A 26,837-nucleotide genomic window follows, 5' to 3' on the forward strand; every position below is an offset into this window, starting at 1 on the left:
GTCGGCAGTCATGATGGCGAGTCATCCGCGCACCGGGTTGTGGCAGGCGTGGTACGACCGTCGAGGAGGCGCCGGCGCTTGGCTGCCTGCTGCCGCGCAAGCATTCCCTCGTAACAGACTCCTAGCATTCGCGCGTGCAGGCGGTCTCGCAATGTCATCGGGCGTTTTGCCCGAAGCGGCGTGGAAATACTCCCGACCCTTGCCAAATTTCAACTAGATCAGCGAATGCAAGGCCATGACCGCGGCCTCACGGCTCTCCACCGGAACAAAGAAGCTTACCGAATGCGATGACAAAACATACTTGTCGGCGATGATTCCGTGGCGTTGCAGAATCTGAACCGCCTTGTACGGCAGGTCCGAGGAAATGCCGCCGAAGCAAGTGAGGCTCACCGAACTCAGCGTCTCGCGCTGTTTGCGCAGGTCTTTGCTCCGATCCAGTGTGCGCAGCAACGCGTCGAGTGTTTCCGAATCGCAAGTCATCATGATGCGGGTTTTTTCGGCGGTGAAAGCCGAGGCGAGGAGTTGCGGCCAAGGCAAGCCATTTTGCTGGAGATGCTGCGCGAACTTCTCAAAGCCTTGATTGAGGTCCGCCGAATCGATCTCCACATGCTCGATGCGAGCCATCGAGTTGACGGCCAGGACTTTTCCGTTCTCCATGTCTGCGACCTCCTTCATCACTTGCGTGCTGTGTCGCGCGCCGCCCCACTTTCTCAGGACCAAAGGCACGTTTTGGCTGTGGGCCAGCTCCACGCTGCGAAAGTGCAGGACCTTGGCGCCCCAGAAGCACATTTCGGATAGGGATGCGAAATCCAGCTGACGCAAGGGTTTTGCGTCCGCGACGATGCGCGGGTCAGCCGAGCAAACTCCGTCGACCTCCTTGATGATCTCGCAGCACTCCGCCTTGAGCGCCGCAGCCATGGCGACCGCGGTGGTATCGCTGCCACCTCGGCCAAGCGTCGTGATTTCCTTGGTCAGCGGGTTCACGCCCTGAAAGCCCGCCAAAACCACGATGCGTCCACGATCGAGTTCTTCGCGCACGCGAATGGGCCGCACGTCCAGAATGCGTGCGGAGGAATGGGACCCGTCGGTCATGACACCGGCCTGACTGCCGGTAAAGCTGATCGCCGGCACGCCGAGATCAGACAGCGCCATGCTCATCAAGGACATGCTGATGCGCTCGCCGGTGGTCAACAGCATATCGAGTTCGCGGCGATTGGGATACGGGCTGACCTGATAGGCCATCCTGACGAGTTCATCGGTGGTCTTGCCCATCGCGGAAACGATCGCCACGACACGATGACCACGGCCATGCAAATCGGCGACACTGCTCGCGGCCGCGCGGATTCTTGCCGGTGTTTCGAGACAGACGCCGCCGTATTTTTGCACGATGATGGAATTGCTAGGCATTGTTGCCCGCGTCGTGTTGGAAGGCGCAGCTGAACCCGATCAGATCGTTCTCCCCTTCGACGCCTTTGCGGTCTTTGATCGTTTCGCCATGACCCGCACAGCGCCCCGGTCGCGCTTCTTGCGATCCGCTTCCGCGTGCTGAGCTTTCGTCCCGCCGCGGTGAGCGGCGTATTCCTTGCCGTCGATCGGCGCGACATGCGGTGGATCTCGATCGAGATACGGTCGCCCGATTCCAAAATCCGGTCCACGCGCATCGATCCATTTCCAAAGGGCCTCGGTGGAGACCCAACGCTCCGCCCGCGTCGCGCCTTTGACGCTCACGACATCGACGGCAAGCCCGTGGCCATAGCCGCCGCGGAAGCTCCCTCCATGGTATGACTTGTCGGACGCCGCCTTCAGGCCGCTCGCGATCGATTGACGGTAGTCATCGCGGAACGCGCTGGTGATGCCGGGCGCCAACCCGGCCTGCTCCGCCGCGTAAAGTGCGTGAAACAGCTTGAGTTTGAAGTTTCGATCCACCCCTCCAATCACGTAGTCGATCATCGGCATGCCCACTCGTTCCGCCGCCTTCGGATCTTTCCACGTGAAATCGTTATCGACGCGCCTGGTGAACGTCCTGGTGACAGTCACCGTCTTGCGCTTCTTCTTGACGGTCACTTTCCGCTGCTCTTGTACGCTGATGGTGTCTTGCTTCGGCGTCCGCTGGTAGAGCGCCCACAGGTACCGGTCGATGCAGACATCGACGACGAGGCACTCCTCGAAAATATCGAGGGGTCTCGCGGCCTCCTCGGTGTCACCAGACACTGGAGGCGGGCTCGCCGTCGCCGCCTGCACCGGCGATGTTTCGACCGGCAGCGTCTGCGACGAATCCGGCAAGGCAGCCACGACGATTGACTTCGGCTCGCTCGAGGTTGCTGTCGCATCAGGGGGCGTCGCCGGCACCGATTCAACCGCCATCGCCGCATCGGCGTTGGCGACAGCATTACCCATGACGCCTGCCTGCGGCGGGGCGATCGTGTCGGACGCCGGCCCCGTTAGGGGTTCTGCAGCCATCGCTGCTTCAGCATTTACTCTGGTGACGTTGTCGACTGCCGTGGCCTGTCGCGTATCGGCCAGTTCGGCGTTGGCGGCGAGAGATGGTGCGAGGTCCCCGATGGACACTGCGCCGCTGTTCCCGATGCCGGCAGAGCCGGCAAGCCAGGCAAGGAGCCACCCTGCGAGAACGACCGTCCCGCACAACTCCGGAGTCGCAATTCGCCGCGGGTTCATCACCCCGTAGCCTCCAAGGGCTCGATCCGAGCCCTGTTGCACCGCCCAGCACGCGACGGCATCGATCATTCGGATCAAAATGGAATTGCGCAATGGGCGGAAGCCGTTGGCGCTACGCTTTTCCAGAAAGTGTTGCCCGACCGCAACGCGCGGCCGCGAGCAACCCGGCACGGTGCGTGCTGCTGCGTTCGGTGATTTTCGCAGCGATCGAGCTCTGATTTCCGCTCTGGGTCAAAGGCGTCGTTTTAGCAATCAGTCGGGTACTTCCGGTCTACCCCAATGAACGGACATCTTCAGAGCCGGTCGCCATATCTCAAAGGTGCTACTTCCAGGATTCGCAGCACGCCTCAGAAGTAGACGTTCGCGTTACGCGGACCGGCCGCGACACCACCTGTTATCAGGCCCTGCCGCAGGACATCGCCGCTGGTGGCAGATATGCGCCACTCACGATGAACATGCTGCCGCTCGGCGCCCGCGCTTGAACTCCTAAGCCGTCCCTGCCGGCCAGGCTGGAGACCCAGCTTGCGTACTTTCAAGATTCCGCTCTACACTCTTGGAGTGTATCGACACGCTAAAGTATTCACAAGTTGTGTCTCGCAATTAACGGGACATTAACCTGCGGGTCAAGCGCGTACCGTGGCCTTGTCGGACAGGAGTGGACCAGCCCCATGTGGAAAGACCCCATCAAGAGCACGCCTTCGATCATCCAGACCGATTTCGGGCCCTTCGGGCAGAGCCTGCCGGGGGACGGTGAAGCCTATTGCGGCCCGACGTCGATGGTCATGGGCCTTTACTGGCTGTCGGCAAACGGCTTCACGCAGGTTGCTCCTGTGGTCTACGACGGCGAGGACGACCCCGTGGCGATCAACCTTGAAAGGGTGGTCGCGGGCTTGGTGCGGACGTCGAGCGAGAGCGGCAGCTTCGTGGACGGCATGACGAGCGGGATGGCCGACTATCTGTCGGCCTGCGGAATCGGGCCTGATCTCTATAATTTGACGAGCACTTCTAATCCGGACCTCGCGTGGCTTGCCGATCAGTTGGCCACGAACGTGTCCGAGAGTCCGCAGACGATCGTCTTGGCCAATTTCGCGGTTGGCTGGTATTCCGTTTCCCAGACGACGAAGGGATACATGGAAAATAACGGCGGCCACGTCCTCGCGCCGCTCACGGTGAACCTGACGGGCGGCACGATCACCATCAACAACGCTTTCCCCGCCTCGTTCGAGAACGTACCCAACCTCCCGTCTAGCAATCCGCAGACCGTCCAGATCGCGCAAATGCCCAGCGGATGGACGCTGGAAAATCTGCCGCTACCCTCCGAAGACTACAGCCAGGTCGTCACCGACGCGCTCACCGGGTGGGGCGTCTACGCCGTGCTCTGGCAGGGGCAAGCTTGGGCGATCTCGCCGTCGGCGCTGCCCTCGACATCCGGATATGAACCCAGCACTTGGACGATCAACCAGCCTAAGGTCATCAATACGAACGGCGGCACGCTGACCGTCGTCGCGCCGATCTCCGGGCTGGGCGGCCTCCACAAATACGGCGAAGGCACGCTCCTGCTCACCAACACGAACCAGCTGATAGGACACAACACCGTAGGCGCTGGGACGCTGGCAAGTACCCGGACATCCGGCACACCATTTGGCAGCTTCAGGGTGACGGTGACGAACGGCGGAATACTCGAGCTTCGTTCGGACGGCGCGACGGTCGATGTGCAGATCGCCTCGGGATCTCTGGCGACGTTCGTCATCGGCTCTACGGGAGGCGCCTTGCAGCTTTCCGGAAGCGGCAACTATCGCGTCGTAATCGGGGGCAATGACGACGGTACCCTGACGAACATTGTCCGCAACTCCGGCGGAACTCTTGTTATCGTGCCGGGCGGCGGCATGGCCCAGCTTGGGCTGACGCAACAGGTGTTCGTGGCAGGAACGGGAGCAAACCTGCCCATCGTCATGAACGGGATCGTCGCTCCCTACATTCTCGGAGAGGACGACGACGCGGCCAGCTCGGGCAAGTTCCTGACCTATTCGCCCTCCGAGGGCTTCGCGAGCGCGGCGACCGTGTCGTCGACCAATGTCAGCATCAACGATGTTCCGGCCGATGCCGTCTACGAGGTCGTCGACAGCCAGGCGGTCGAGAGCGGCGGTGTGCCGCAGGTGGCGGCGCTCGAAGTGAACGGCGGGGCGATTACGGGCGGCGATGCGAGCATTCTGGTCGGAAGCCAGGCGAGCGGCGACGCCGCGGGCCTCATCATGAACGGCGGCAGCATCGCTACTGCGAGCCTTTCGTTCGGCGCGGCAGAAGGCCTGATCTACACCAATGCTACCGGCGGTAGTTCGCAGATCGCAGCCGCCATCGAGGGATCGGCGGGCCTGACGATGTTCGGTCCCGGCACGCTGACCCTGAGTGCAGACAGCAGCGGCATGCTTTCCGGTCTGATCAGGGTCAATGGGGGTACGCTGATTGCCGGCGGTACCGGTGGATCAGCAACGGGTGCCGGCGAGGTGCTGGTATCCTACGCGGCGACGCTGGAGGTCGCCGGCACGGTGACCGGCGCGGTTGTTGTCGGCGAGTCGGGCACACTGTTCATGAACGGTGGGACGGTCTCGGGCCCGGTCACCATTGCAGCGACCGGCACCGATTCGCCTGCTCCCGGCGGCACACTACAAGGGAGCGGAACAATCAGCGGGACCACCTCAATCAGCGGCATCATCCAGGCAGGCCCGCAGGCTGGCCTAATCACGTTCACCGGCGAGACCACTATGACCGGCGACGCGAGCTTCTATTGGCGGCTGCAGAAGCTCGTGGACGATGCTGATCCCGGAGCCGGACCTGGGATCTACTGGAACGCGCTGCAGTTCAACTCGCCGGATACGAACCTCGGCACCAAGAATGCACCTCTCTGGCTCTTCCTCGATTTCAGCGCTCTCGACGGGGACCCGGACGGCGGCAACGCGTTCTGGAAGAAGCCCCATACCTGGACGCTCTTTACCTACGCAGCCGAGGCCGGCTACTTTTGGCCGGCGGGCGAGAACTTCTCGTACCAGTCCGGGAGCTTCAACACGGTCTTCGACAACTGGGTCGTGTCCCTGCAGTGGAAACCGGCCGCCTCGCCGCAGAGCCTCCCGGAGCGATGGCGCGCGAACGCTCGTGCGAGAAGCCGGTAACCGACCCGCGGCAACTGGATAGCCGTGCCAGTCTGTGCCCAAAATTGCGCGCGCCGGGGGACTTCCGCTTTCCCCCGATAGCGGCCACAGAGCGGATATCGCTGGATGTCTCGAACGGGCCGATTCCGTTGAAAAAGACGGCTGTTGCGACGCAGTGATATCAGTGATTCAGTCTGTCTAGTTGGCAGGACTGAAGATCATGATGGGGCATCGACAAGTAGACCAGGCTGCTTTGTTCTATGAGTTCTCGCTCGAAAGACATATCCTCGCCGACCACTTGCTCCGGTCGATCGACAGGTTTGTCAACCTTGAACGGGTCAGGCAGGAGCTGGCGCCTTTCTACAGCAGCATCGGCCGACCTTCGATCGATCCCGAGCTGATGATCCGGATGCTCCTGATCGGTTACTGCTTCGGCATCCGATCGGAGCGGCGGCTGTGCGATGAGGTTCACCTCAATTTGGCCTACCGGTGGTTTTGCCGGCTCGGTCTGGATGGGGCGGTGCCGGATCACTCGACATTCTCCAAGAACAGGCATGGCCGCTTCCGGCAGAGCGACCTCTTCAGTCGCGTGTTCGAGAGCGTCTTGTGCCGCTGCATCGAGGAGCGACTGGTCGGCGGTGAAGGATTTGCAGTTGATGCGAGCCTGATCAAGGCCGATGCCAATCGGCAGAAGGGGATCGAAGGCGACAAGGGACTTCCGCCGGAGGCTGCCGGCCGAGCAATCGATGAGTATCTGGCTGTCCTCGATGATGCCGCTTTCGGAGCCGCGACCGAGGTTACCCCGAAGTTCGTGTCGCCCTCCGACCCGGCGGCGCGCTGGACGGGGGCGCACGGCGGCCAAGCGTTTTTCGCCTACTCGACGAACTACCTGATCGACATCGAGAATGCGATCATCGTCGATGTTGAGGCAACGACGGCAATCCGGCAGGCGGAGGTGTTGGCCGCCAAGCGCATGATTGAGCGCTCGCTGGAGCGGTTTGATCTCTATCCGAGCCGGCTCCTCGGTGACAGCGGCTATGGCTCGGCCGAGATGCTCGCCTGGCTGGTCTATGAGCACGGCATCGAGCCGCACGTTACAGTCTTCGACAAGTCGGCCCGCACAGATGGGATCTTCTCGCGCGACGACTTCGCCTATGACCATGCTGGGGACATCTATCGTTGCCCTGGTGGCAAAGTTCTTACCACGACCGGAACGTTGGTGAATGATGGTGCCACCATGCTTTACCTCGCCAGCAAGCGCGATTGTGATCGATGCGCATTGAAGGCTCGGTGTTGCCCCAAGCAGGCTTCACGGAGAGTGCCGCGCTCGATCTATGAGGGCGCTCGCGACATGGCGCGCCAGATCGCAAGGTCGTGGGAGGGAGGCACCTCGCGCCGGCTCCGCAAGAAAATCGAGATGCTGTTCGCGCACCTCAAGCGCATTCTCAAGCTCGACCGTTTGCGTTTACGAGGCCCAAACGGCGCGCGCGACGAGTTCATCCTCGCAGCCACCGCCCAGAACCTTCGAAAGATGGCCAAGCTGATCCCGATGCCCAGCCCGAGGCTCGCATAGGGTCGGTAGAGCAGTTCGGCCACGTCGCGACGGAGCTATTACAACGAAAACTGCCGGCCTTTTTCAACGGAATCGGTCAAAAGCAGTGGACGACGATCCAGCATGGCAATTGCTGCATCGCCGTCGGAAGCGGACTTTTGTGAGCCCACGCCCTCGTTATCGGCAAGGCTGGGGTGCTGCGAATGATGCGCAGTCGCAGCCAATGGTTCGGCTGGAGGGGGAGGCTGATTTCGGAATATTGGAAATATATTCCTGATTTGCCCGACGTGTCAAGTTGCCCGGTCGAACAGTTGCCCGGTCGAACGTGCCCGGTCGAACGCTGGCGGCCGTCGGCTCCTTTGCATGGGGTTGTTTTCGATATTTTGCGGCGCCCGCAAGCGAGAGCAGTGAAGCGCCTAGGCGGCTGAAACGATGAACCTTCCGACGTGCATCGGCTGGCCCAACGTTGATCAGCGGCGCGCGTCGCTCGCGCCGCTGGTCCTATTCGGTCTTGTCGACATTCCAGAACACCGGCGGCGCCGGGCCTTCCAGCACCCCGGTGAGCGATTTGCGCCAGGCGCTCGGCAAGCGGAACTGGCCGAGCGGAATATAGATCACCTGCTCGTAGGCTTGCTTTTGAATCTCGACCGCGACCTTCTTCTGCTCTTCGGGGGAGGTGGCGCGCGCATAGGCGTCGCGCATCTGCTCGAGCCTGGCGTCTTCGGGCCAGCCGAACCAGGCCCGCTTGCCGTTCGCGGCGATCTGGTTGTTGACGATCGGGTTCATCACCTCGGTCGCGCCGGTGAAGGTGAAGAACAGGTTCCAGCCGCCTTCCTTGGGCGGCTTCTGGCTGGCGCGGCGGCTCACCACGGTCTGCCAGTCCGTCACCTGCGCGTCGACGTTGAAGCCGGCCGCGCGCAACAGCTGCGCCGCGACCGTCGGCGGCCCCTTCAGCGTCTGCACGTCGCCGGGGATCATGATCACGACGGGCGTGCCGTCATAGCCCGAGGCGGCCAGCGCCTTCTTCGCCTCGGCCATGCCGTTGCCCTTGATCAGCGTCTCGGCGCCGGCGTCGCTGGCGAGCGGCGTGTCGCAGGCGAAATAGGAGCCGCAGATCTCGTAATATTTCGCGTTGCCGACGGTGGCGTCGAGCACGTCCTTCTGGTTCATCGCCAGGAATGCGGCGCGGCGGACCTTGGCGTTGTCGAATGGCGGGTGCAGGAAATTCATCCGGCCCTCGATCTGGAAGCCGAACTTGTTCAGCACGGCCACGGTGAGGTCGGAGTCCGCCTCGAGCACCGGCAGCAGGTCGACCGACGGCTGTTCCAGGAAGTCGATCTCGCCGGATTGCAGCGCGTTGATCGCGGTCTGCGCGTCGGGCATCGTGACCCACTCGACGCGATCGACCTTCGCGACCTTGCCGCCCGACAGCCAATCCGGCTTGTCCTTGCGCGGCACGTAGTCGGCGTTGCGCTCATAGACGGCCTTCACGCCCGGCTGGAATTCCGCCTGTATGAATTTAAACGGCCCGCAACCGATCTGCTCGGCGATCTGCTTGCCCGGCGCCGTCTCCGCGAGCCGCTTCGGCATCATGAAGGCGACATAGGAGGAAGGCTTTGCCAGCGACTCCAGCACGAGGCCGTACGGCTCCTTGAGCTTGAGCACGATCGTCTTCGGCCCGCTCGCCTCGAGGGAAGCGGTGAATTCGGCCAGCTTCTGCGCCATGCCGTCGACGGCGGTCCAGCGCTTCAGCGAGGCGATGCAGTCCTCCGCGGTGACGGGCGCGCCGTCATGCCATTTCAGGCCGTCGCGCAGCGTGAAGGTGTAGGTGAGCTTGTCGTCCGCGATCGTCCAGTCCGCCATTTGCGGGCGGACCTTGAAACTCGAATCGATGCCGAGCAGTGTGTCGTAGACCATGTAGCCATGGTCGCGGGTGATGTAGGCGGTGGTGAAACCGGGATCGATGATGCGCAGGTCCGAATGCATCACGGCGGTGATGGTCTTGCCCTTGCCCGCGGCAAGGGCGCGCGATGACAGGATGGCCGGCGCCGCGATGGCCGGCGGTACGCCGGCCGCAAGCTTGAGGAGCGTTCTGCGCGAGAATTCGACCATTCGCCGTCTCCCGATCTGTCATTGCGCCGGCATGCTTCACCAATCCGTTGTTGAAAGCAAGCAAGAGCCGCGCCATCGCGTTTGGTCCGGTTGCGAGGTTGCGCAGCCGTGTGCGCTCACTGCTTGAGCAGGTCGCCGAGCAGGCGTTGGTTCCGGGCTTCGCCGCGAGCAGCACGCGCCGACGAGGTTGAGGAGGACTTAACCGGCTGCTGACACTTGTATCGCCTGGGTTAGCCGGGGTTGGACACCTTTCCGGTAGCTTGCCTGATGAGTATTAGGCGGTCGAACCGCCGCGTCCCTTTGAGAGGCAAGACGCCATGCGCCGCGGTCTGCTCGTTCTTCTCATGTTCATCGGCATGGCAGTGTCCGGTCAGGACGTACGCGCCGCGGAGTTCGGCACGCGATACAGCTACCAGCAGCTGCAGGACCTGACCGAGAAGGGTCCCAAGGGCGAAGCGCTCGCGCTAGGCTATGTGAGCCTCACGCACTCCTTCATCCTGCCCTACAAGATGACGGGCTACTATGCCCTGATGGTCAAGGGCTCCGGCAGAGACCTCAACGGCCGCCCGCTCAACGTTTACCACGAGCTCTCGCAGGAGAAGATCGAGCAGATGCAGCGTGCCGGCGCGCTGCCCAATCCGCTTCCCCCTTACCGGCGCACGATCTTCGAATACATGTTCGGCTATGTGTTGTGGTGGTGCATTCCGGCGGCGCTGCTCATCATCGGGATGTTCTCGATGCTTGGTATCGGCTCCGGCAAACGCGGTCAGGCCTGACCGATCTGGTTGGCGGCCTCGTCGCGGCCGGTCGCGAGCGCCACGAAGCATAGGCCGCGCGCCGCCGCCGGCACGCACAAGTCCGCATCCTGCATAGGAGCCTGCGCTTCCTGCCGCACCTCGCAGGCTGTTCGGACCCCGATCCGCCGTGTAGGCTCGCGGTCTGCCGGCCAGCAATAAGGCCACATCCCGCAAATCCTAAGGGAACAAGCAGTCGAGGGAGACCGAAAGAACCGTCATGACCGATATCCGATACGTAGCACCGCGCACGCTTGACGAAGCGATTGGCGCATTTGCTGCCGCCGGGAGTGCCGCCCGCGTTATGGCAGGGGGCACCGACTTATTGGTGCAAATGCGCTCCGGCCTGGTGCGGCCGGGACTGATCGTCGACATCAAGAAGATCGGCGAGATGACCGAAATCAGCGAAACCGCCGATGGCGGTTTCCGCGTGGGTGCCGCCGTCTCCGGCATGGAGCTCGCCGAGCATGCGCGCTTTGGCAAGGTATGGCCCGGCGTGCTCGAGGCCGTGAACCTGATCGGCTCCAAGCAGGTGCAAGGCCGCGCTTCCGCCGGCGGCAATCTCTGCAACGGCTCACCGGCCGGCGACAGCGTGCCGGCGATGATCGCGGCGGGTGCCGTCGTCACCGTGCAGGGTCCGAACGGCCGGCGGGACATGAAGGTTGAGGATGTGCCGGCCGGACCTGGCCGTACCAACCTCAAGCCGGGCGAGATCCTGGTCAGCTTCACGTTACCGCCGCGGCCGAAAGGCTCGGGTGACGCGTACCTGCGGATGATCCCGCGCACCGAGATGGACATCGCGGTGGTCGGCATCGGCGTCAGCCTGACCTTGAAGGATCGCGTCTGTACCGCGGCCCGCGTCGGCCTCGGTGCAGTGGCACCGACCGCGCTGCTGGTTGAGCCTGCCGCCCAGGCGCTGATCGGCTCGAAGCTCGACGATGCCGCGCTCGAAGCCGCCGCTGCCGCGTGCCGCGCCGCCTGTCGTCCGATCGACGACAAGCGCGGCACCATCGCCTACAGGACCAAAACCGCCGGCGTGCTGCTCAAGCGCACCGCCGCGATCGCCGCCCAGCGCGCGGGAGGACACTAGCACCATGGCGAAACTGCACGTCACCACCTCAGTCAACGGCGAGCCGGTCGAGTTCCTGTGCGAGCCGTACGAGACCATGCTCGACGCGCTGCGCGGGCAATTGGGGCTCACCGGCTCCAAGGAGGGCTGCGCGTCCGGCGATTGCGGCGCCTGCTCGATCACGCTCGACGGCCGCCTGGTCTGCTCCTGCCTGATGCTCGCGGCTGAGGCCGAGGGCCACGAGATCGGGACCATCGAGGGCATGGCCAAGGGCGATCGGCTGCATCCGCTGCAGCAGAAGTTCCTCGAGCATGCCGCGCTCCAGTGCGGCATCTGCACCTCGGGCATGCTGGTCGCCTCCGAGGCGCTGCTCGCCAAAAATTCCAACCCGACCGAAGAGGAAGTCCGCTTCTGGCTCGCCGGCAATCTCTGCCGTTGCACCGGTTACGACAAGATCGTCCGCGCGGTGATGGAGACCGCGGCTGAAATGCGGCAAGGAATGGTGGAGACCCGCCCATGAACGTCGTCAACAACAAATGGATCGGCCAGCGCACCATCCGGCCCGATGGCGTCGACAAGGTGACCGGCCGCGCGGCGTTTGCCGCCGACACCACCATGCCCGGCATGATCTGGGGCAAGGTGCTGCGCAGCCCGCATCCGCACGCCCGCATCAGGTCGATCAACACCGCCAAGGCCGAGGCGCTGCCCGGCGTCAAGGCGGTGGTCACCTCGCGCGACATCGTCGACTTCACGATCGAGAAGGGCGCCGTCATGCTCGGCATCCAGGACATGCGCTGGATGTGCCGCAACGTGATGGCGCGCGACAAGGCGCTGTTCCCCGGCCATCCCGTCGCCGCCGTCGCCGCGACCACGGAGGCGATCGCGGCGGAAGCCTGCAAGCTGATCGAGGTCGACTACGAGGTGCTGCCCTGGGCGATCGAGATCGACGACGCGCTGAAGGCGGATGCGCCGATCCTGCACGAGTTCAACAGATTCGAGGGCAAGCCCTCGAACATCATGGGCCGCCTCGAATCCAAGAAGGGCGACATCGCGCAGGGCTTCAAGGATGCCGAAGTCGTCATCGAGCGCTCCTTCACCACGCGCCCGGTGCACCAGGGCTATATCGAGCCGCATGCCTGCCTGATCTCGGTCGCGGCCGACGGCAAGACCACGATCTGGTCGTCGAGCCAGGGCCAGTTCATGGTGCGCGCGATGACCTCGATGCTGACCGGCATCCCGCAGAGTGACATCCGCGCCATCCCCGCCGAGATCGGCGGCGGCTTTGGCGGCAAGACCATCGTCTATCTCGAGCCGCTCGCGACCTTGCTCGCCAAGAAATCCGGTCGCCCGGTCAAGATGGTGATGACGCGCGAGGAGGTGATGCGCGCCACGGGGCCGACCTCGGGCTCGAAGAGCACGGTGAAGATCGGCGCCAAGAAGGACGGCACCATCGTCGCCGCCCATGGCAGCTTCTATCTGCAGGCCGGCGCCTTCCCGGGCTCGCCGATCCGCGGTGCGGTCGGGTGCAGCTTCGCGCCCTATGACATCCCGCATGTGCTGTCGGAGGGGTTCGACGTCTGCTCCAACCGCTCCAAGGTCGCGGCCTATCGCGCGCCCGGCGCGCCGATCGGCGCCTATGCGGTGGAATGCGTGCTCGACGAGCTTGCCGAGGCGCTCAAGATGGACCCCTTAGCGCTGCGGCTGAAGAACGCGGCGAAGGAAGGCACCAAAGCGGCGCACGGCCCGGTGTTCCCGCGCATCGGCTATATCGAGACGCTGGAAGCCGCCAGGAACCATCCGCATTATGCCGCGCCGCTCGGCAAGCTGCAGGGCAGGGGCGTCGCCTCCGGCTTCTGGTTCAACGCCGGCGGTGAATCCTCCGCGCAGGTCAACATCACCGAGGACGGCAACGTCGTCGTCACGACAGGGCATCCCGACATCGGCGGTTCGCGCGCCGGCATCGCCAATATCTGCGCCGAGCTGCTCGGCATCGACTACAAGCGCGTCTCCGTCATCATCGGCGACACCCAGACCGTCGGCTTCTCCAACCTGACCGGCGGCAGCCGCGTGCTGTTCGCCTCCTCGATGGTGGTGACGCAGGCGGCCGACAAGGTGATCGCGACCTTGCGCGAGCGCGCGGCGAAGCTCTGGGAGATCGACCCTGAAGCCGTGAAGTGGGAGAACGGCGCCGCGCATCCGGTGAGCCCGAATGCCGGCCAGTTCGAGCCGCTGACGCTCGCCGATCTCGCCGAGAAGGCGCCGTCGCAGGGCGGTCCGATCGGCGCCAGCGTGCAGCTCAACACCCAAGGCGCCGAGGGCGGCTTCGGCACCCATATCTGCGACGTCGAGGTCGATGTCGATCTCGGCATCGTCCGCGTCGTTCGCTACACCGCCGTGCAGGATGTCGGCCGCGCCGTGCATCCGAGCTATGTCGAGGGCCAGCTGCAGGGCGGCGTCGCGCAGGGCATCGGCTGGGCGCTGAACGAGGAGTACATCTACAACAAGGACGGCAAGGTCGATAATCCCGGCTTCCTCGATTATCGCATGCCGGTCTGCTCCGACCTGCCGATGCTCGACTGCGCGCTGGTCGAGGTGCCGAACCCGAAGCATCCGCAGGGCGTCAAGGGCGTCGGCGAGGTGCCGCTGGTGCCTGTGATGGCCGCGGTCGCCAACGCCGTCCACAACGCGCTCGGCAAACGCTTCTACAGTCTGCCGATGTCTCCGCCGAAAGTGTCGGAGGTGCTGGACGCACCGACGCAGCAGGCCGCGGAGTAGGGAACGTAGGGCGGGTTGCGGTTCGCAAGCCGCCCTGCGGTTCTACAGCGGTTACCGTGTAGCCCGGATGAGCGAAGCGATATCCGGGGGAGAGCTTCCCGCATGTCGGTTCGCTCATGCGGGCTACTCGCCGCATCAGGCTCACCGTGAACGGCTAAGATGACCCACCCCGACGAGCTGTCCGCCTACATGATCTTCGGCCGCAGCGATTGGGCGGCCTTGCGCGCCAGCACGTCGCTGACGCTCTCGGACGCCGATCTCGCGGCGTTGCGCGGCTTGAACGAGCCGATCAATTCCGCCGAAGTCAGCGACGTGTATCTGCCGCTGACGCGCTTGTTGAACCTGCATTTCGCGGCGGCGCGCAACCTCGCGCACGTCAAGGCGGAGTTTCTCGGCCGCCCGGCACGCCGTTCGCCCTACATCGTTGCATTGGCCGGCAGCGTCGGCGTCGGCAAGAGCACCTTTGCCCGCGTGCTGTGCGCGCTGCTGGCCCGCTGGGCCGATCATCCGCGGGTCGAGTTGGTGACGACCGACGGCTTTCTGCATGCCAACGGTGTTCTCGAAGAGCGCGGGCTGATGCGGCGCAAGGGCTTTCCCGAGAGCTACGACCTGCCGCGCATGCTGCGATTTCTCGCGGCGGCGAAGGCGGGCGAACGCGAGCTCGAGCTGCCGGTCTATTTGCATCTGATCGGCGATATCGTGCCGTCGGAACGCCAGGTCATCCGGCAGCCGGACATCCTGGTCTTCGAGGGCCTCAACGTGCTGCTGGCGCGCGGCACGGCGCCGGTGGTGGTGTCGGATTTCTTCGACTTCTCGATCTATCTCGATGCCGATGAGGCCGACATCCAGTCCTGGTATGTCGAACGCTTCCTCAGGTTGCAGCCGACAGCGTTCCGGAATCCCGCCTCCTATTTCCACCACTACAGGGACCTGCCGCCGGGTGACGCGCGCGAGGTCGCGGAGCGGCTGTGGCGCGAGCATCATCGCGCCAATCTCAGGGAGAACATCTTGCCGACGCGGACGCGGGCCGACGTCGTGCTGCGCAAGCGCGCCGATCACTCGATCGGCGAGGTCTGGCTGCGCGAGATGTAGATGTAGCCCGGATGAGCCAACGGGGCGCGCGCATTCGTGCGACCCGTTGGCTCATGCGGGCTACAGAACAGTTCCGCTTACCGCAGCTCCTTCCCCAGCTGCGCAAGCACCGTCTCGCAGGTCATCAGATCCAGATGCCCGCCGCCGGCGTTCTTGAAGAAGGTGATGTCGCTATCCGACAGCCGCCCGGCGACCTTGCCGCCGGCGAGATCGTAGTGATCGCCGAGCACGTCGCTCTCGGTGATCGCACCGCTCGCGATCGGTTGCAGGATGTCGCCGACGCCATCGAAGGCGGATTCGCGGCGGTCGACGAAGATGCGCGAACGCCGCGCCGCCTCGTCGTCGGACTCGCGGGTCTCCGGGGTGAAGCCGCCGACCAGATCGAGATGGGTGCCGGGCTTAAGGTTGGCGCCCTTGACCAGCGGCTCGCGCGAGCGGGTGCAGGTGGTGATGATGTCGGCCTCGCGTGTCGCGGCGTCGAGATCGGAGACGGCCTCGGCCGCGATGCCGTCGCCTTCCAGCAGCGCGGCGAGCTCCTGGGCGCGTTCAACTGTCCGGTTCCAGACCCGCACCCGCTTCAGCCGCGGCCGCACGGTGCGGTGGCCGCGCACCAGCCAGCGCGCCATCTCGCCGGCGCCGACCACCAGCAGCGTCTCGGCATCCGGCCGCGCCAGGTGTTTTGCGCCGAGGGCGGAGTCCGCGGCGGTCTTCCAATGGGTGATCTCGGCGGCGTCCATCACCGCGAGCGGACGCCCGTCATTGCCGTCGAACAGCACGCAGACCGCCTGAACCGCCGGCAGCTTGCCGTGGGCGAGGTTGCCGGGAAAGCTGGTGTAGAGCTTGGTCATCATGAAGCGGCCGGCATCGACCGCGCTGCGCGTCACCAGCTGCTGGCCCTTGTCGTCGCCGAGATAGCCGTCGTGCACCGCGATCTTCGGCCGTCGGTGCGCGGCCTCGATCGCCTCGATCAGGATCGGAAAGCTCAGGACGCGGTTGACCTCGCTGTCGTCGACGATATGCACGTGGTATCTCCTCTGGAGTGCCCCTCGCGCTCTCGCCGGGCGTCCCCCAAACTGTCCGGACTGGATAGCGCGTGGGGGCGGCTAGTCAACCGGACATGCACCATTGGGCGTCCCTTGCTATCCTGCGGACCTGATTCTCTCGCAGGTTTTCGCAAGCCGTGGTTGCATTCATCGTCGCCGTCCTGATCTTCACCCTGCTCGGCGGCGCCGCGCTTGCGACCATGGCGATCCATGCCCGGCTCGCCGATCATCACCGCAGCGACGAGACCAACACCTCGGTACGCCTGGTCGCGACGCTGTTCGTCACCATGCCGTCGCTGCTGCTCGGCCTGATGATGAATAGTGCCGCCAACACCTATGTGGCGGTCGACCGCAATTTGCATGTCTTCGCCACCGACCTCATCCTGCTCGATCGCGGCCTGCGGCCGCTCGGTCCGAGCGCCGACGAGCCGCGCAAGCGGCTGCTCGCCTATGTCGAGCAGGTGCTCAAGGATGTTCCGATCTCCAGGGCAAGCGCGGTGTCCGAGCGCCTGCTCGACGAGGTCGGCACCAGCCTGCGCGAGCTGCGGTTCGACGACGAGCAGAAGGTCGCGCTGTGGAACGACGCGCGCTCGGTCTATCGGCAGGCGGTGCAGCAGCGCTGGACCTTTGTCGAGCAGTCCGACGGCTCGTTTCCGTCGCCGCTGATCTGCATCCTGGTCGGGTGGCTGACGCTGATGTTCGCAACCCTCGGCTTTCGCGCGCCGCGCAACGCAGTGGTGATCTCGACCACCGTCGCCGCCGCGGCGCTGATCTCGGCCGCGATTTACCTGATCCTCGAAATGAGCACGCCGTTCTCCGGCCCGATCCAGCTCTCCGACCGCCCGCTGGTGCGCGCGGTCGAGGAAATCAGGCGGTAGCATATTCGGTGTTGTAGCCCGGATGAGCCAACGGGTCGCGCGAACGCGCGCCCGATGACAGGCTCCGCGATATCCGGGGCGGCTCCCGCATGTCGCTCCGCTCATGCGGGCTACGGGACGGTATCGGCACGCGCCTGCGGCTTTATTCCCCTCGCATTGATCGCCGTCCCGAAAATTCTTCGCGCGCCGTCAGCGGAATAGTGCGCGCCCTTCGGCGTCCTTACGCATGCAAGCCATTTGCATTCGAACAGGAGACATCATGAAGACATCGATCTCGCTCGCGCTCGCCACCGCCGTGTCGCTTGCGTTCGCCTCGGCGGCCTTTGCCGCGCCGCCGACCAAGACCGGAACCACCGCGAAGGGCTCCGTCCTCACCGACGCCAAGGGCATGACGCTCTACACCTTCGACAAGGATTCCGAAGGCAAGTCGGCCTGCAACGGCCCGTGCGCGACGAACTGGCCGGTCTTGGAGGCGGACGCCAGCGACAAGGCCGAAGGCGGCTACACCATCATCTCGCGTGACGACGGCTCCAAGCAGTGGGCCTACAAGGGCAAGCCGCTCTATACCTTCGCCAAGGACCAGAAGGCCGGCGACATCACCGGCGACGGTTTTCTCAACGGCGCCTGGCACCTCGCGCAGCCCTGAGGCTTGCAGGTGGATTGAGGGTATGGCGGGTTAGCGCAAGCGTAACCCGCCATCTCTCCGCGCATGAAACGTGCGGCGCGTCACGCGGAGCTTGCCATCGGGCCGCCCTGCGAGCGGACCCGTTGGCTAACCCACCCGTCGATCGTGCCTGAGGCGACGATCGCGCCTCACGCCCTGCGCTTCAGCGCCATGCCCATGCTGATCCAGCTCACGCCGGCGCAGATCAGGTCGACGCTGAGGAAGATGCCGAGCACGTAGAGGCTCGAGACCGGCCAGCGCGCCAGGATCATGGCGCCGAGCACCAGCGTGATCAGGCCGGAGATCGCGACCATTCCCCAGGGCGCTTCCGAGTTCATGCCGAAGGCGAGGAAGATGCGGACGATGCCCGACACCACCAGCGCGATGCCGAGGAACAGCGTCAGCGTCGCCGCGGCGAGCAGCGGGTTCTCGAAGGTGATGAAGCCCGCCACGACATAGAGCGCGCCGAGCAGCAGCCAGAACAGGAATTTGCCCCAGGTCTTGAACTGGAACGCGTTGATGATCTCGGCGACGCCGGCGACGATCATCATGGCGCCGACGAACAGCACGCTGACGACGGTGGCGAAGAAGACGCTACCGAAGGCGAGCACGCCGGCGATCAGGTAGATCACCCCGAGGGCGACGATCCAGCCCCACTTGGCGCGGAGGTTGGAAAGCCCGGATCCGAGGCTGTGAGGAGGTGTGGCGGGTGAGCTGGACGCAGTGGACATCGTATCGCTCCCGAATACTTGATGAAACCATGCTACCATAGGTCAAGGCACGGACAAGGGCGGGTGCGCAGCTGGCACGAAATGCATGCTGGCACCAAAGGCGCCGCGACACGTTGATTCAATTCGTCCGGCGTGTTGCCGCGCAGCATTCGTCGGTTTTGACGATGGCCGGCCCGCATCGGACGATGGACTGTCCGAACCGCAGCGCAAGCGGTCCGGATCGCGCATCCACAGAGGAGGTCGACATGCCCGCCACGCACGACAAGGATCACGTCTACAAAATCCTGGAACTGGTCGGATCATCGGACAAGAGCATCGAGGCGGCGATCGAGAACGCCGTGAGCCGCGCGTCAAAGACGATCCGGGAAATGAAGTGGTTCGAGGTGGTGCAGACGCGGGGCCATATCGAGGACGGCAAGATCCGGCACTATCAGGTGGCGCTGCGGGTCGGCTTTACGCTGGAGTAGGGCGTTCAGGTCGCTTGCGCCTTGCAGCCTGCAGGATTACTCGGGACCCATGGGTGCGATCGGCATCCGGCTTTCCCTGCGCCCTCTGTCATCAGAGCGGCGAAACGAAATGCAAAACTCGCGCTGCAGAGGCCGCGAGAATGCCGGTGTATGACTCACCGGCCGCGCAACACATTCGCTGTCGTCCCGGCGAAGGCCGGGACCCATAACCACCGAAGGTGATTATTGCGCGACGCTGGGGCCACAGCCTTCCTTGCCAATCCAATCCTGTGGTTATGGGTCCCGGCCTTCGCCGGGACGACGAATGGAAAGTGTCGTGCCCATCACCGTCGCGACAGCGGCGCGGGGGGCGGCGGGGCGGTGGCGCCGGCGGCGAGCGAGCGCTGCACCATCATGGTGTCGGACCAGCGGCCATAGCGATAGGCGACACCGGGCAAATGCCCGACGCGGGCGAAGCCGAAGCGGTCGTGCAGCGCGAGCGAGGCGGCGTTGTCGCTGTCGATGTAGCCGATCATCTGGCGGAAGCCGGCGGCGGCGCAGGTGTCGATTAACTCCTGCAGCAGCCGGCCGCCAACGCGCTGGCCGGTGAAGCGGTGATGCACATAGATCGAATGCTTCACCGTGTAGCGGTAGGCCGGACGCTTGCGAAACAGCACGACATAGGCATAGCCGACCACCTCGCTGTCGCAGATCGCGACGAGGTGGGGCAGGCGGGTGTTGCGCAGATTCTTGCGGCGGTCGCGCAGATCGTCGGGCTCCGGCGTGCCGCTGTCGTCGACGCTTTCCTCGACGCCGCGGCGGATGTGGTGGCGGTAGATCGACAGCATGGCGTCGACGTCGCTGTCGCGGGACGGGCGGACGGTGATCTTGTGATCATTCTCCATTGTGTTGCGTCCGTTCGCCTATTCGGACACGACATAGGTGTAGAAGCGGACGCGGCCGGAGTCGTCGATCTCCTTGTAGATGCCCTGGACCTCGACCTCGAAGCCGGGGAACGCATTGAAGCTCGCTTCGAACACCTTCAGATAATCGATCATCGGCTTGCTGCGTTCCGACAGCCGCTCGCCGGGCACGATGGTGGCGATGCCGGGCGGGTAGACCACGAACGGCGTCGCGGCGATACGGCCGAAGATCTGGTCGATCGGCAGATAGTCGACATCGTTGCGCACCAGATAGCGCGAGGCCTCGCGCGGCGACATCGCGATCTCGGGCAGGTGCTCGGGCATGAACTGTCTGGCCTGCAGCGCGCTGACGCCGGCATCGCGAAAGAAGCGGTGCATGTCGCCGCAGAGGTCGCGCAGCCGCACCCCGGCATAGCGGCCCGGACGGCGGCGGTAGAATTCCGGGATGACGTCCTCGAGCAGCGCGTTGTCGTCGTGCAGCTTCTTGAAGGCGACGAGCCCGGAGACCAGCGTGCCGGCCTTGCTGGCCTCGACGCCGGGCGTCAGCAGGAACAGCAGGGAATTGAGGTCGTTCTTTTCGGCGACGATGCGGTTCTCCCGCAAATATTGCGCCACCACCGGTGCGGGGATGCCGTGATCGGCATAGGCGCCGGTGGCGTGATCGAAGCCCGGCGTCAGCAATGTGAGCTTGTTCGGATCGGTCATGGCAAAGCCGGCCGTCAGCTCGGGGAAGCCGTGCCAGGTCTCGCCGGGATTGAGCTGCCAGTAGGACGGGTTGGTCGCGAGCTGGTCGGTCGAGATCGTCTCCCAGGCGACATTGTGCACGCCGTTCTCGCGCGCGACGTCGGGGATCATGACGCGATCCGGCACGAACGGCTCGAAGAACCAGCGCCGCTCGGGGCGCGTCTCCTTCTCCTCGAACTCGCGCTTCACGGCGCGGATTTTCTTGCGCAGCTCGATGCCGAGCCGGATCGTGTCGTCCCACAAGACTTCGCCGGAGCGGCCCTTCATCATCTGCGCGCCGACATCGAGCGAGGCGAAGATCGGATAGAATGGCGAGGTCGAGGCGTGCTGCATGAAGCTCTCGTTGAAGCGGCGGTGCTCGACCCGGCGCTTCTGGCCCTTGATGTGGCGGTCGCGGATGTGGATCTGCGAGGCCTGCGAGAAGCTCGCGAGCTGCTTGTGGGTCGATTGGGTCGCAATGATGCCGGGGGCCTCGGGGCCGAGATCGGACAGCCCCATCGCGAAGCGGCCGGCATAGATCGGGTGGAATTTCATGAAGCCGGCCCAGGCCTCGTCGAACAGGATGTAGTCGCAGAGATGGCCGATCCGCTTGAGGATCATCTCGGCCGAGTGGATGGTGCCGTCATAGGTGCACTGCTCGACCACGGCGACGCGGAACGGACGCTCCTTCTTCCAGGCGTTCTCGTCCTTGACCAGCGGGTGCTTGCGGATGTGGTCGCGCAGCGTGCCCTCGTCGAGCAGGTCCCAGCGCATCGGCCCGATCAGGCCCCAGGCGTTGCGCACCGTCGGCACGTAGACCGGGATGCCGCCGCCGATCAGCAGCGCGCCGTGATGCGCGGCCTTGTGATTGTTGCGGTCGAACAGCACGAGGTCGCCGTCGGTGACCAGCGAGCCGAGCGCGACCTTGTTGGAGGTCGAGGTGCCGTTGAGCACGAAATAGGTTTTCTCGGCGCCGAAGATCCGCGCCGCCTCCTTCTGCGCCCGCAGCGCCGGCCCCTCATGGGTGAGGAGGTCGCCGAGGTCGAGCACGGAATTGTCGAGGTCGTCGCGGAACACGGCTTCGCCAAGGTGTTCGACGAACACCCGTCCGATTGGGCTGCGGCTGTAGAACACGCCGCCATTATGGCCCGGGCAGGTCCAGAGCTGGTTACCTTCCTCGGCATAGTCGACCAGCGCGCCGAAGAATGGCGTCTTCAAATTCTCGGCATATTGCTTCAGCCTGGAGATCAGGTTCTTGGCGATGAAGGGCGGGGTTTCCTCGGACAGGAACACGTAGCCGTCGATGAAGTCGAGCACCTCGACCGGCAGGTCCTCGAACCGCTTGCGCCGGATCAACAGGATGATCGGGAAGTCGAGGCCGCGCCGGCGCATCAGGTTGATCAGCGCCGCAGTCTTGCCCTCAAGGCCCTTCTTGCCCCAATCGACCACCATGCAGCCGATCGCGGCATCGGTCTGCACCGCGATCTCGGCATCTTCCAGCTTGCGGGCGCGAACCACCTCGAAGCCGGAGCGCTCGATCTCGGCGATGATCTGGTTGAAGCGGATGCCCTCGAGGTCGTCGGCCTCGAACACCGGCGCAGCGAACAGGAAGTTGAAGCGTTTGAAATAGTCCATGCGTGTCCCCGAACTGGTCCGGCGCTGACGTGTCGGCACAATTCATGACGGGCAGATGACAATGGAGCGGATGGAGGATCGAATACGTTGTTGGGGACGCAATCCCTCACTGCACGGCGTCAGCCCGTGGGTATTCGAGCTGCATGGCGACGAAGTCCGCCGTATCACGGCCATAGCGTGTTTCGATCCCGGCAAGCGCCCGGTCGAGCGCCTGCGCGGGCGGCGCGGTGCCGACCGCGGGCAGCAGACGATCTGCGGACCAATCCGGCGCCACGACTTGCGGATAAATACGCAGGCCGTTGCGGGTCGTCACCGCGTCGCCGGTCGCGGCGAACGTCACGGCATGCGAGCGGTAGGTGCGCGACCAGCTGTCGGCGACCAGCGCCAGCGAGACCTCGTCGACGCCGGGAGCCAGCGCGAGGCCGAGCTGTTCCCGGTTCCAGAACGCCAGCGTGTTCCGGATGGCGGTCAGCGCGAAGGGACGCGTGAACTTGAAGGCGTTGCTGTCATGCCGCGCGTCCCAGCCGGGCAGGCCGATCTCGCGCGCGACGGCCTCAGCCCTGGTACGGCCGGCGATCGCCTCGATCAGGGTCAGCGACATCGGCATCGAGGCCGAAATCCCGGTCGTCGTCGCGACGCCGCGATCGACCACGATGCGGCGGTCGGCGACGTATTGGATGGCGGGATGTTTGCTGCGCCAGTTCTTCAGGTAGAACCAGTGCGTGGTGGCGCGCCTGCCGTCGAGCAGGCCGGTCGAGGCGAGCACCTTGGCGCCGGCGCAGACGGCGACGATCACAGCGCCTTTCTCCGCCTGCTGCCGGATCCATTGCATGACCGCCGGATCGTCGTCGCGGCTCATCGCCGGCACGATGACGTAGTCGGCGCCGTCCGGATGTGCGGCGTCGAATGCGGCGATGGTCGCATCAGGCTCGACCTTCAGCACCGGGAATAGCGCGACCGGACCGGGTCCCGTCGCCAGCGTGACGACATCGGCAACATCGGCGCGCTTGAGGATGCCGTAGGGCATCAGATAGTCGGTGGTCTCGGTCATGTCGTTGATGCCGAGCATCGCGATCTGGGGGCGCGACCGCTTCGGCGGCTTCAGCGCCGCGAGCGTTGCATCCTGCTCGGCCTTGGCGATCGGAGGCGGAACCCGGAACGCGGATGCGGCGGGCAGGGTGAAGAGCCAGATGCCGCCGATGATTGGAACCAGCGCGGCAACGGCGATGCCGCTCCACGCGAGAAGCCGCCAGGTCATGATGATCGATCTCAACGTATCCGCGTGCGTCGCCCGGCACGCAAGCTACTCGCCGGCCACGTCGACCAAAACGGCGAAATTCCCGCAAAAACGGACACGCGAACAATGCGGCTCACAGGCATAGCCCGGACGAGCGACAGCGACATCCGGGGCCGGTCCTTCCCCGCATGTCGCTCCGCTCATGCGGGCTACGCGACGCGCTCAGTAGACGAGGTTCGTACCCGGCGGCTTTTCCAGTGCCGCCGCCAGCGTCCGATACTCTTCGCATTCGGTGCCACAGATCTCGGCGATCCGCTGCAGATGATACTGCGCCTGGTCGCGGTTTCCCTGTTCGATCTGCCACAGGCCGTAGTAATTCCACGTCAGGACGTGGTTCGGATCGGCCTTGAGCGCACGTTCGTACCAGACCTGCGATTGCTTGTAGTCGCCGAGCTTGCGATAGGAGTAGCCGATCAGGTTCGCGACGTTCGGCTGATCATCGCGGCCGAGTGCGTGCAACTGATCGATCGCGGCGGTGTAGTCGTTGCGTTCGTAGATTGTCGCATAGGCTGCGCGATAGCCGTCGCGGAACGCCGGGTCTTCGAAGCCGGACTGCTTGACGGGCTTCTTGATCTTGTGCGTGGTCTTTCTGTCCTTTTGCTGGGGATAGGACGGCGCGGGAGTGCCGTAGCTCGACCCGTATGGGTCGCCACCACCACCACCGCCGCCACCTCCGCCAGCCGCGACGGCGGTCTGCGGTGGGAACAGAATGATCGGCGCTGTCAGGAATGCCGCAAGCATCATCGGTGACTTGATCATGTACGCCTCCGATTTGACAAGGACAGTTATTGACCTGAAGCACTAACTCCCGATCGCGGGAGACATTCCGCGCGTTTTGAGAAATTGTTTGCCGAAGCGGCAATCGCACTGTCTCTTCGGGACGTCGCGCTTTCACGTGCACGCCGGCCGAGTGTTTCGTTCGCGCCATCGGACATCGGAGTCGAAACTAACATCGGTGTTAGAATCGCACTCAGATGCTCAATGGCCATCTGGACCCGCGGCAAGGAGGACGATCGATGATGAAAACGGACCTCGCCGAGATCTACCGGAACTACATTGCCTGTTTGAATCGCCAGGACTGGCCGCAACTCGGTCAGTTCGTTGACGAGGATGTGTGCCACAACGGCCGGCGGTTCGGGTTATCCGGCTATCGCGCGATGCTGGAAGGGGATTTTCGCGACATCCCGGACCTTCGCTTCAACATCGTTCTGCTGGTGTCGGATGCGTCCCATGTCGCGAGCCGGCTGGCATTCGACTGTTCGCCGAACGGCACGTTTCTCGGTCTCGGCGTCAACGGCAAGCGCGTCTCCTTCGCCGAGAACGTGTTCTACGAATTCCGCGACGGGAAGATCGTGCAGGTCTGGTCGGTGATCGACAAGGCTGCGATCGAGGCCCAGCTGTAGCGGCAGAGCCGGGATGAGCGTGACGCGGCTACTTCCGCTCCAGATGCCAGGCGCCGTCCCAGTCGGCCGCCGGCGGATCTTGCCTGAACGCTGCGACGCGCGCCTTCATGGCGATCGACGGGCCGTCGCCGGGCGCCGCAGCCAGCGCGGCGGCGAAGGCTTGCTCGGCGTCATCCCAGCGGCGCTCGCGATAAGCGGCGAGACCGTCCGCGTAACGCTGCCGTAACTCGATCTGCGCCGGCGTCAGTTCGTCCTTCTTGCCGAGGATCTCGAACGCCGCGACCGGCTGGGTCTGCCCCATCACGACGAGGCGGTCGATCTCGCGGAGCTCGATGGTTGCGGCGCAGGCCGCGGCGGTGGCCTCCGAGATCAGGCTGCGGCTGCCGTAGAACTTGTTGGCGCCTTCCAGCCGCGAGGCGAGGTTCACCGTGTCGCCGAGCACGGTGTAGCTCATCATGAACTCGGAGCCGATGCTGCCGACCAGGGCCTCGCCGGTGGCGATCCCGATCCGGATGTCGCAATCGGCCGGGATCACGCGGACGCCGAGCAGTTCCGGCAGATCCTTGCGCAGCTGGTTGACCTGGCCGATCATGTCGATGGCGGCAAGCGCGGCCAGATGGGTCTGCTCGGCCTCCTCGACGAAGGGCGCGCCCCAATAGGCCATGATGGCGTCGCCGATATATTTGTCGATGATGCCGCGGTGCGCATGGACCGGCGCCGACATCGTCGACAGATAGAGGTTCATGATCTTGACGAGGCCGCTCGGCGTCACGCCCTCGCTCAGGCTGGTGAAGCCCTTCATGTCGCAGAACATCACCGTCATGACGCGGCGCTGTCCTTCGGTCGCGGCGATCGCCGGCTGTTCGAGCAGGCCCTCGGCGATCCGCGGATTGATGTAGCGGCCAAACGTCTCGCGGATGCGCTGGTTGTGGCGCAGCGTCTCGATCATGCGGTTGAAGGCGGCCGACAGCTGGCCGATCTCGTCCTGGGTCGTGATGGTGATAGCGCCGTCGAGGCGGCCCGCCTCGACCTCGCGGGTGCTTTCGAGCAGGCGCATCACCGGACGCGTGATGCCGCTGCCGACCAGCATCGCGAACACGAAGCCGAGGATCGCGGCAATCGCGGTCACGACGCCGGAGATGATGATCGCCCGCTGCTGGGCACTCATCACCTTCGCGGCGGCCGAAGCGACCTGCGCCAGCATGTCGGCGCGGATGCTCTCGATCCTGGTGTTGAAGTCGTCGCGCAGGGCGTCGGCGCGCAGCGTGGTCGCTTTCGCCGCCGCAAAGTCCTTGGCGTCGATTTGCTCGAGCAGCGTCTTGTTCTCTGCGTTCAGGCGCATCAAGAGGTCGTTGACGGCATTGTCGATGCGGTCATCGAGGCGTCCGAGCGCGGCGTTGTCGGATGGCGTCGAGGGATCGGCGATGATCGCATCGATCAGCACGCGTGCGGCGTCGGCCTCGCGCTTGATCAGGGGCTCGATCTCGTCGAAGGCCTTGCGCGCGCTTTCGTAGCCGGAATCTTCGCCCGGCGCCTGCATCTTCGCCATCATCATCCGGCGCATGGCGAGCGACCGCTCCAGCGCGCGGATGTTGACGCGGGCGAGGTGGCCATAGGCGGGGATGTAGCGGTTGGTGAGCTCGTCGAGGAGATGGCCGACCTGGCCCGCCATCACCATCGACAGCAGCGACGTGATCACCGCGAGGATGATGAGTCCCGCGGCAATGCCGACGATCTTTTGCCTGATCGAATTCCGAAACATGCCCAGCCCGGCCGCAGCTGCAATGAGCGGGTCCACCCCGCCGTGACGGCCAGACAGCTAATAGAGTTCCGCGGGGCGGGGTGCAAGCGACCGGCGCCTGCCATCCCGTCCCAAGG

Annotated in this window: 21 protein-coding genes; 11 read left to right on the top strand and 10 right to left on the bottom strand. The window is 64.6% G+C overall.

Features of this window, described 5'->3' with window-relative positions; all coding sequences use genetic code 11:
- Positions 1–213 precede the first annotated feature (213 nt).
- Together J2R78_RS31610 and J2R78_RS31615 are read right to left on the bottom strand one after the other, a co-directional pair.
- On the bottom strand, positions 214–1,407 hold the full coding sequence (locus tag J2R78_RS31610) for an aspartate kinase (RefSeq protein ID WP_253608030.1): 1,194 nt from the start codon (positions 1,405–1,407) through the stop codon (positions 214–216).
- Between the two features lie 39 nt (positions 1,408–1,446).
- Entirely contained in the window at positions 1,447–2,745 is a 1,299-nt protein-coding gene (locus tag J2R78_RS31615; protein ID WP_253608032.1) for a peptidase M15, read from the bottom strand.
- Between the two features lie 599 nt (positions 2,746–3,344).
- On the opposite strand from J2R78_RS31615, the gene J2R78_RS31620 reads away from it, so the two are divergent.
- Positions 3,345–5,843: a hypothetical protein gene (locus tag J2R78_RS31620; RefSeq protein ID WP_253608033.1), complete on the top strand. Its 2,499-nt coding sequence runs from the start codon at positions 3,345–3,347 to the stop codon at positions 5,841–5,843.
- Positions 5,844–6,042: 199 nt separating this feature from the next.
- On the top strand, positions 6,043–7,395 hold the full coding sequence (locus J2R78_RS31625) for a transposase (RefSeq protein ID WP_253608034.1): 1,353 nt from the start codon (positions 6,043–6,045) through the stop codon (positions 7,393–7,395).
- 480 nt (positions 7,396–7,875) lie between these two features.
- Here the strand turns inward: J2R78_RS31625 and J2R78_RS31630 are convergent, their stop codons facing one another.
- Positions 7,876–9,486 (bottom strand): ABC transporter substrate-binding protein, encoded by a 1,611-nt coding sequence (locus J2R78_RS31630; protein WP_375167077.1) that lies wholly within the window; start codon positions 9,484–9,486, stop codon positions 7,876–7,878.
- A 317-nt stretch (positions 9,487–9,803) separates the two neighbouring features.
- Here J2R78_RS31630 and J2R78_RS31635 point away from each other — a divergent pair, with 317 nt between their 5' ends.
- The 5 genes from J2R78_RS31635 (at position 9,804) to coaA (ending at position 15,216) form a co-directional block, all read left to right on the top strand.
- The gene (locus J2R78_RS31635) at positions 9,804–10,262 is read left to right on the top strand and encodes a hypothetical protein (protein WP_253608035.1); all 459 of its coding nucleotides are present in this window, start codon (positions 9,804–9,806) and stop codon (positions 10,260–10,262) included.
- Positions 10,263–10,509: 247 nt separating this feature from the next.
- Complete coding sequence (locus J2R78_RS31640) at positions 10,510–11,370, top strand: xanthine dehydrogenase family protein subunit M (RefSeq protein ID WP_253609983.1); 861 nt, start codon at positions 10,510–10,512, stop codon at positions 11,368–11,370.
- 4 nt (positions 11,371–11,374) lie between these two features.
- The gene (locus J2R78_RS31645) at positions 11,375–11,869 is read left to right on the top strand and encodes a (2Fe-2S)-binding protein (RefSeq protein ID WP_253608036.1); all 495 of its coding nucleotides are present in this window, start codon (positions 11,375–11,377) and stop codon (positions 11,867–11,869) included.
- Complete coding sequence (locus J2R78_RS31650; protein WP_253608037.1) at positions 11,866–14,124, top strand: xanthine dehydrogenase family protein molybdopterin-binding subunit; 2,259 nt, start codon at positions 11,866–11,868, stop codon at positions 14,122–14,124. The genes J2R78_RS31645 and J2R78_RS31650 overlap by 4 nt, the downstream gene beginning before the upstream one ends.
- Before the next feature lie 159 nt (positions 14,125–14,283).
- Positions 14,284–15,216: a type I pantothenate kinase gene (coaA, locus tag J2R78_RS31655; protein WP_253608038.1), complete on the top strand. Its 933-nt coding sequence runs from the start codon at positions 14,284–14,286 to the stop codon at positions 15,214–15,216.
- Positions 15,217–15,293: 77 nt separating this feature from the next.
- Here coaA and J2R78_RS31660 read toward each other — a convergent pair whose 3' ends face one another.
- Positions 15,294–16,238, bottom strand: a complete 945-nt coding sequence (locus J2R78_RS31660; protein ID WP_253608039.1) for an ornithine cyclodeaminase family protein — start codon at positions 16,236–16,238, stop codon at positions 15,294–15,296.
- A gap of 158 nt (positions 16,239–16,396) precedes the next feature.
- Between J2R78_RS31660 and J2R78_RS31665 the strand changes: the two genes are divergently transcribed.
- Both J2R78_RS31665 and J2R78_RS31670 read left to right on the top strand, forming a co-directional pair.
- On the top strand, positions 16,397–17,137 hold the full coding sequence (locus J2R78_RS31665; protein WP_253608040.1) for a hypothetical protein: 741 nt from the start codon (positions 16,397–16,399) through the stop codon (positions 17,135–17,137).
- A 259-nt stretch (positions 17,138–17,396) separates the two neighbouring features.
- Entirely contained in the window at positions 17,397–17,783 is a 387-nt protein-coding gene (locus J2R78_RS31670) for a hypothetical protein (RefSeq protein WP_253608041.1), read from the top strand.
- Between the two features lie 167 nt (positions 17,784–17,950).
- On the opposite strand, the gene J2R78_RS31675 is transcribed toward J2R78_RS31670, so the two are convergent.
- Complete coding sequence (locus J2R78_RS31675) at positions 17,951–18,532, bottom strand: HdeD family acid-resistance protein (RefSeq protein WP_057017581.1); 582 nt, start codon at positions 18,530–18,532, stop codon at positions 17,951–17,953.
- A gap of 245 nt (positions 18,533–18,777) precedes the next feature.
- On the opposite strand from J2R78_RS31675, the gene J2R78_RS31680 reads away from it, so the two are divergent.
- Positions 18,778–18,999 (top strand): dodecin, encoded by a 222-nt coding sequence (locus J2R78_RS31680; RefSeq protein WP_026192947.1) that lies wholly within the window; start codon positions 18,778–18,780, stop codon positions 18,997–18,999.
- A gap of 323 nt (positions 19,000–19,322) precedes the next feature.
- Here the strand turns inward: J2R78_RS31680 and J2R78_RS31685 are convergent, their stop codons facing one another.
- From J2R78_RS31685 to J2R78_RS31700, 4 genes are all read right to left on the bottom strand, one after another.
- Complete coding sequence (locus tag J2R78_RS31685) at positions 19,323–19,883, bottom strand: GNAT family N-acetyltransferase (protein ID WP_141341544.1); 561 nt, start codon at positions 19,881–19,883, stop codon at positions 19,323–19,325.
- Positions 19,884–19,901: 18 nt separating this feature from the next.
- Positions 19,902–22,259 (bottom strand): Orn/Lys/Arg decarboxylase N-terminal domain-containing protein, encoded by a 2,358-nt coding sequence (locus tag J2R78_RS31690; protein WP_253608042.1) that lies wholly within the window; start codon positions 22,257–22,259, stop codon positions 19,902–19,904.
- 106 nt (positions 22,260–22,365) lie between these two features.
- A complete protein-coding gene (locus tag J2R78_RS31695; RefSeq protein ID WP_253608043.1) occupies positions 22,366–23,517 on the bottom strand; it encodes a DJ-1/PfpI family protein in 1,152 nt (383 codons plus the stop codon).
- A gap of 201 nt (positions 23,518–23,718) precedes the next feature.
- Positions 23,719–24,315, bottom strand: a complete 597-nt coding sequence (locus J2R78_RS31700; RefSeq protein ID WP_375166734.1) for a tetratricopeptide repeat protein — start codon at positions 24,313–24,315, stop codon at positions 23,719–23,721.
- A 257-nt stretch (positions 24,316–24,572) separates the two neighbouring features.
- Here J2R78_RS31700 and J2R78_RS31705 point away from each other — a divergent pair, with 257 nt between their 5' ends.
- Positions 24,573–24,959 carry an ester cyclase gene (locus tag J2R78_RS31705; protein WP_253608044.1) on the top strand — a complete coding sequence of 129 codons (387 nt, stop codon included), beginning with the start codon at positions 24,573–24,575 and terminating at the stop codon, positions 24,957–24,959.
- 28 nt (positions 24,960–24,987) lie between these two features.
- Here the strand turns inward: J2R78_RS31705 and J2R78_RS31710 are convergent, their stop codons facing one another.
- Positions 24,988–26,721: an adenylate/guanylate cyclase domain-containing protein gene (locus J2R78_RS31710; protein ID WP_253608045.1), complete on the bottom strand. Its 1,734-nt coding sequence runs from the start codon at positions 26,719–26,721 to the stop codon at positions 24,988–24,990.
- Positions 26,722–26,837 lie beyond the last annotated feature (116 nt).

The sequence above is a fragment of the Bradyrhizobium sp. USDA 4538 genome, from assembly GCF_024171045.1.
In the GTDB taxonomy this organism is placed as follows: Bacteria; Pseudomonadota; Alphaproteobacteria; order Rhizobiales; family Xanthobacteraceae; genus Bradyrhizobium; species Bradyrhizobium australafricanum.

Coding starts and splice junctions, on each gene's coding strand:
- J2R78_RS31615 (WP_253608032.1), bottom strand. CDS start 2,745: ATGATCGATGCCGTCGCGTGCTGGGCGGTGCAACAGGGCTCGGATCGA.
- J2R78_RS31670 (WP_253608041.1), top strand. CDS start 17,397: ATGAAGACATCGATCTCGCTCGCGCTCGCCACCGCCGTGTCGCTTGCG.
- J2R78_RS31705 (WP_253608044.1), top strand. CDS start 24,573: ATGATGAAAACGGACCTCGCCGAGATCTACCGGAACTACATTGCCTGT.
- coaA (WP_253608038.1), top strand. CDS start 14,284: ATGACCCACCCCGACGAGCTGTCCGCCTACATGATCTTCGGCCGCAGC.
- J2R78_RS31625 (WP_253608034.1), top strand. CDS start 6,043: ATGATGGGGCATCGACAAGTAGACCAGGCTGCTTTGTTCTATGAGTTC.
- J2R78_RS31680 (WP_026192947.1), top strand. CDS start 18,778: ATGCCCGCCACGCACGACAAGGATCACGTCTACAAAATCCTGGAACTG.
- J2R78_RS31610 (WP_253608030.1), bottom strand. CDS start 1,407: ATGCCTAGCAATTCCATCATCGTGCAAAAATACGGCGGCGTCTGTCTC.
- J2R78_RS31700 (WP_375166734.1), bottom strand. CDS start 24,315: ATGATCAAGTCACCGATGATGCTTGCGGCATTCCTGACAGCGCCGATC.
- J2R78_RS31675 (WP_057017581.1), bottom strand. CDS start 18,532: ATGTCCACTGCGTCCAGCTCACCCGCCACACCTCCTCACAGCCTCGGA.
- J2R78_RS31620 (WP_253608033.1), top strand. CDS start 3,345: ATGTGGAAAGACCCCATCAAGAGCACGCCTTCGATCATCCAGACCGAT.
- J2R78_RS31650 (WP_253608037.1), top strand. CDS start 11,866: ATGAACGTCGTCAACAACAAATGGATCGGCCAGCGCACCATCCGGCCC.
- J2R78_RS31710 (WP_253608045.1), bottom strand. CDS start 26,721: ATGTTTCGGAATTCGATCAGGCAAAAGATCGTCGGCATTGCCGCGGGA.
- J2R78_RS31645 (WP_253608036.1), top strand. CDS start 11,375: ATGGCGAAACTGCACGTCACCACCTCAGTCAACGGCGAGCCGGTCGAG.
- J2R78_RS31685 (WP_141341544.1), bottom strand. CDS start 19,883: ATGGAGAATGATCACAAGATCACCGTCCGCCCGTCCCGCGACAGCGAC.
- J2R78_RS31635 (WP_253608035.1), top strand. CDS start 9,804: ATGCGCCGCGGTCTGCTCGTTCTTCTCATGTTCATCGGCATGGCAGTG.
- J2R78_RS31695 (WP_253608043.1), bottom strand. CDS start 23,517: ATGACCTGGCGGCTTCTCGCGTGGAGCGGCATCGCCGTTGCCGCGCTG.
- J2R78_RS31630 (WP_375167077.1), bottom strand. CDS start 9,486: ATGGTCGAATTCTCGCGCAGAACGCTCCTCAAGCTTGCGGCCGGCGTA.
- J2R78_RS31690 (WP_253608042.1), bottom strand. CDS start 22,259: ATGGACTATTTCAAACGCTTCAACTTCCTGTTCGCTGCGCCGGTGTTC.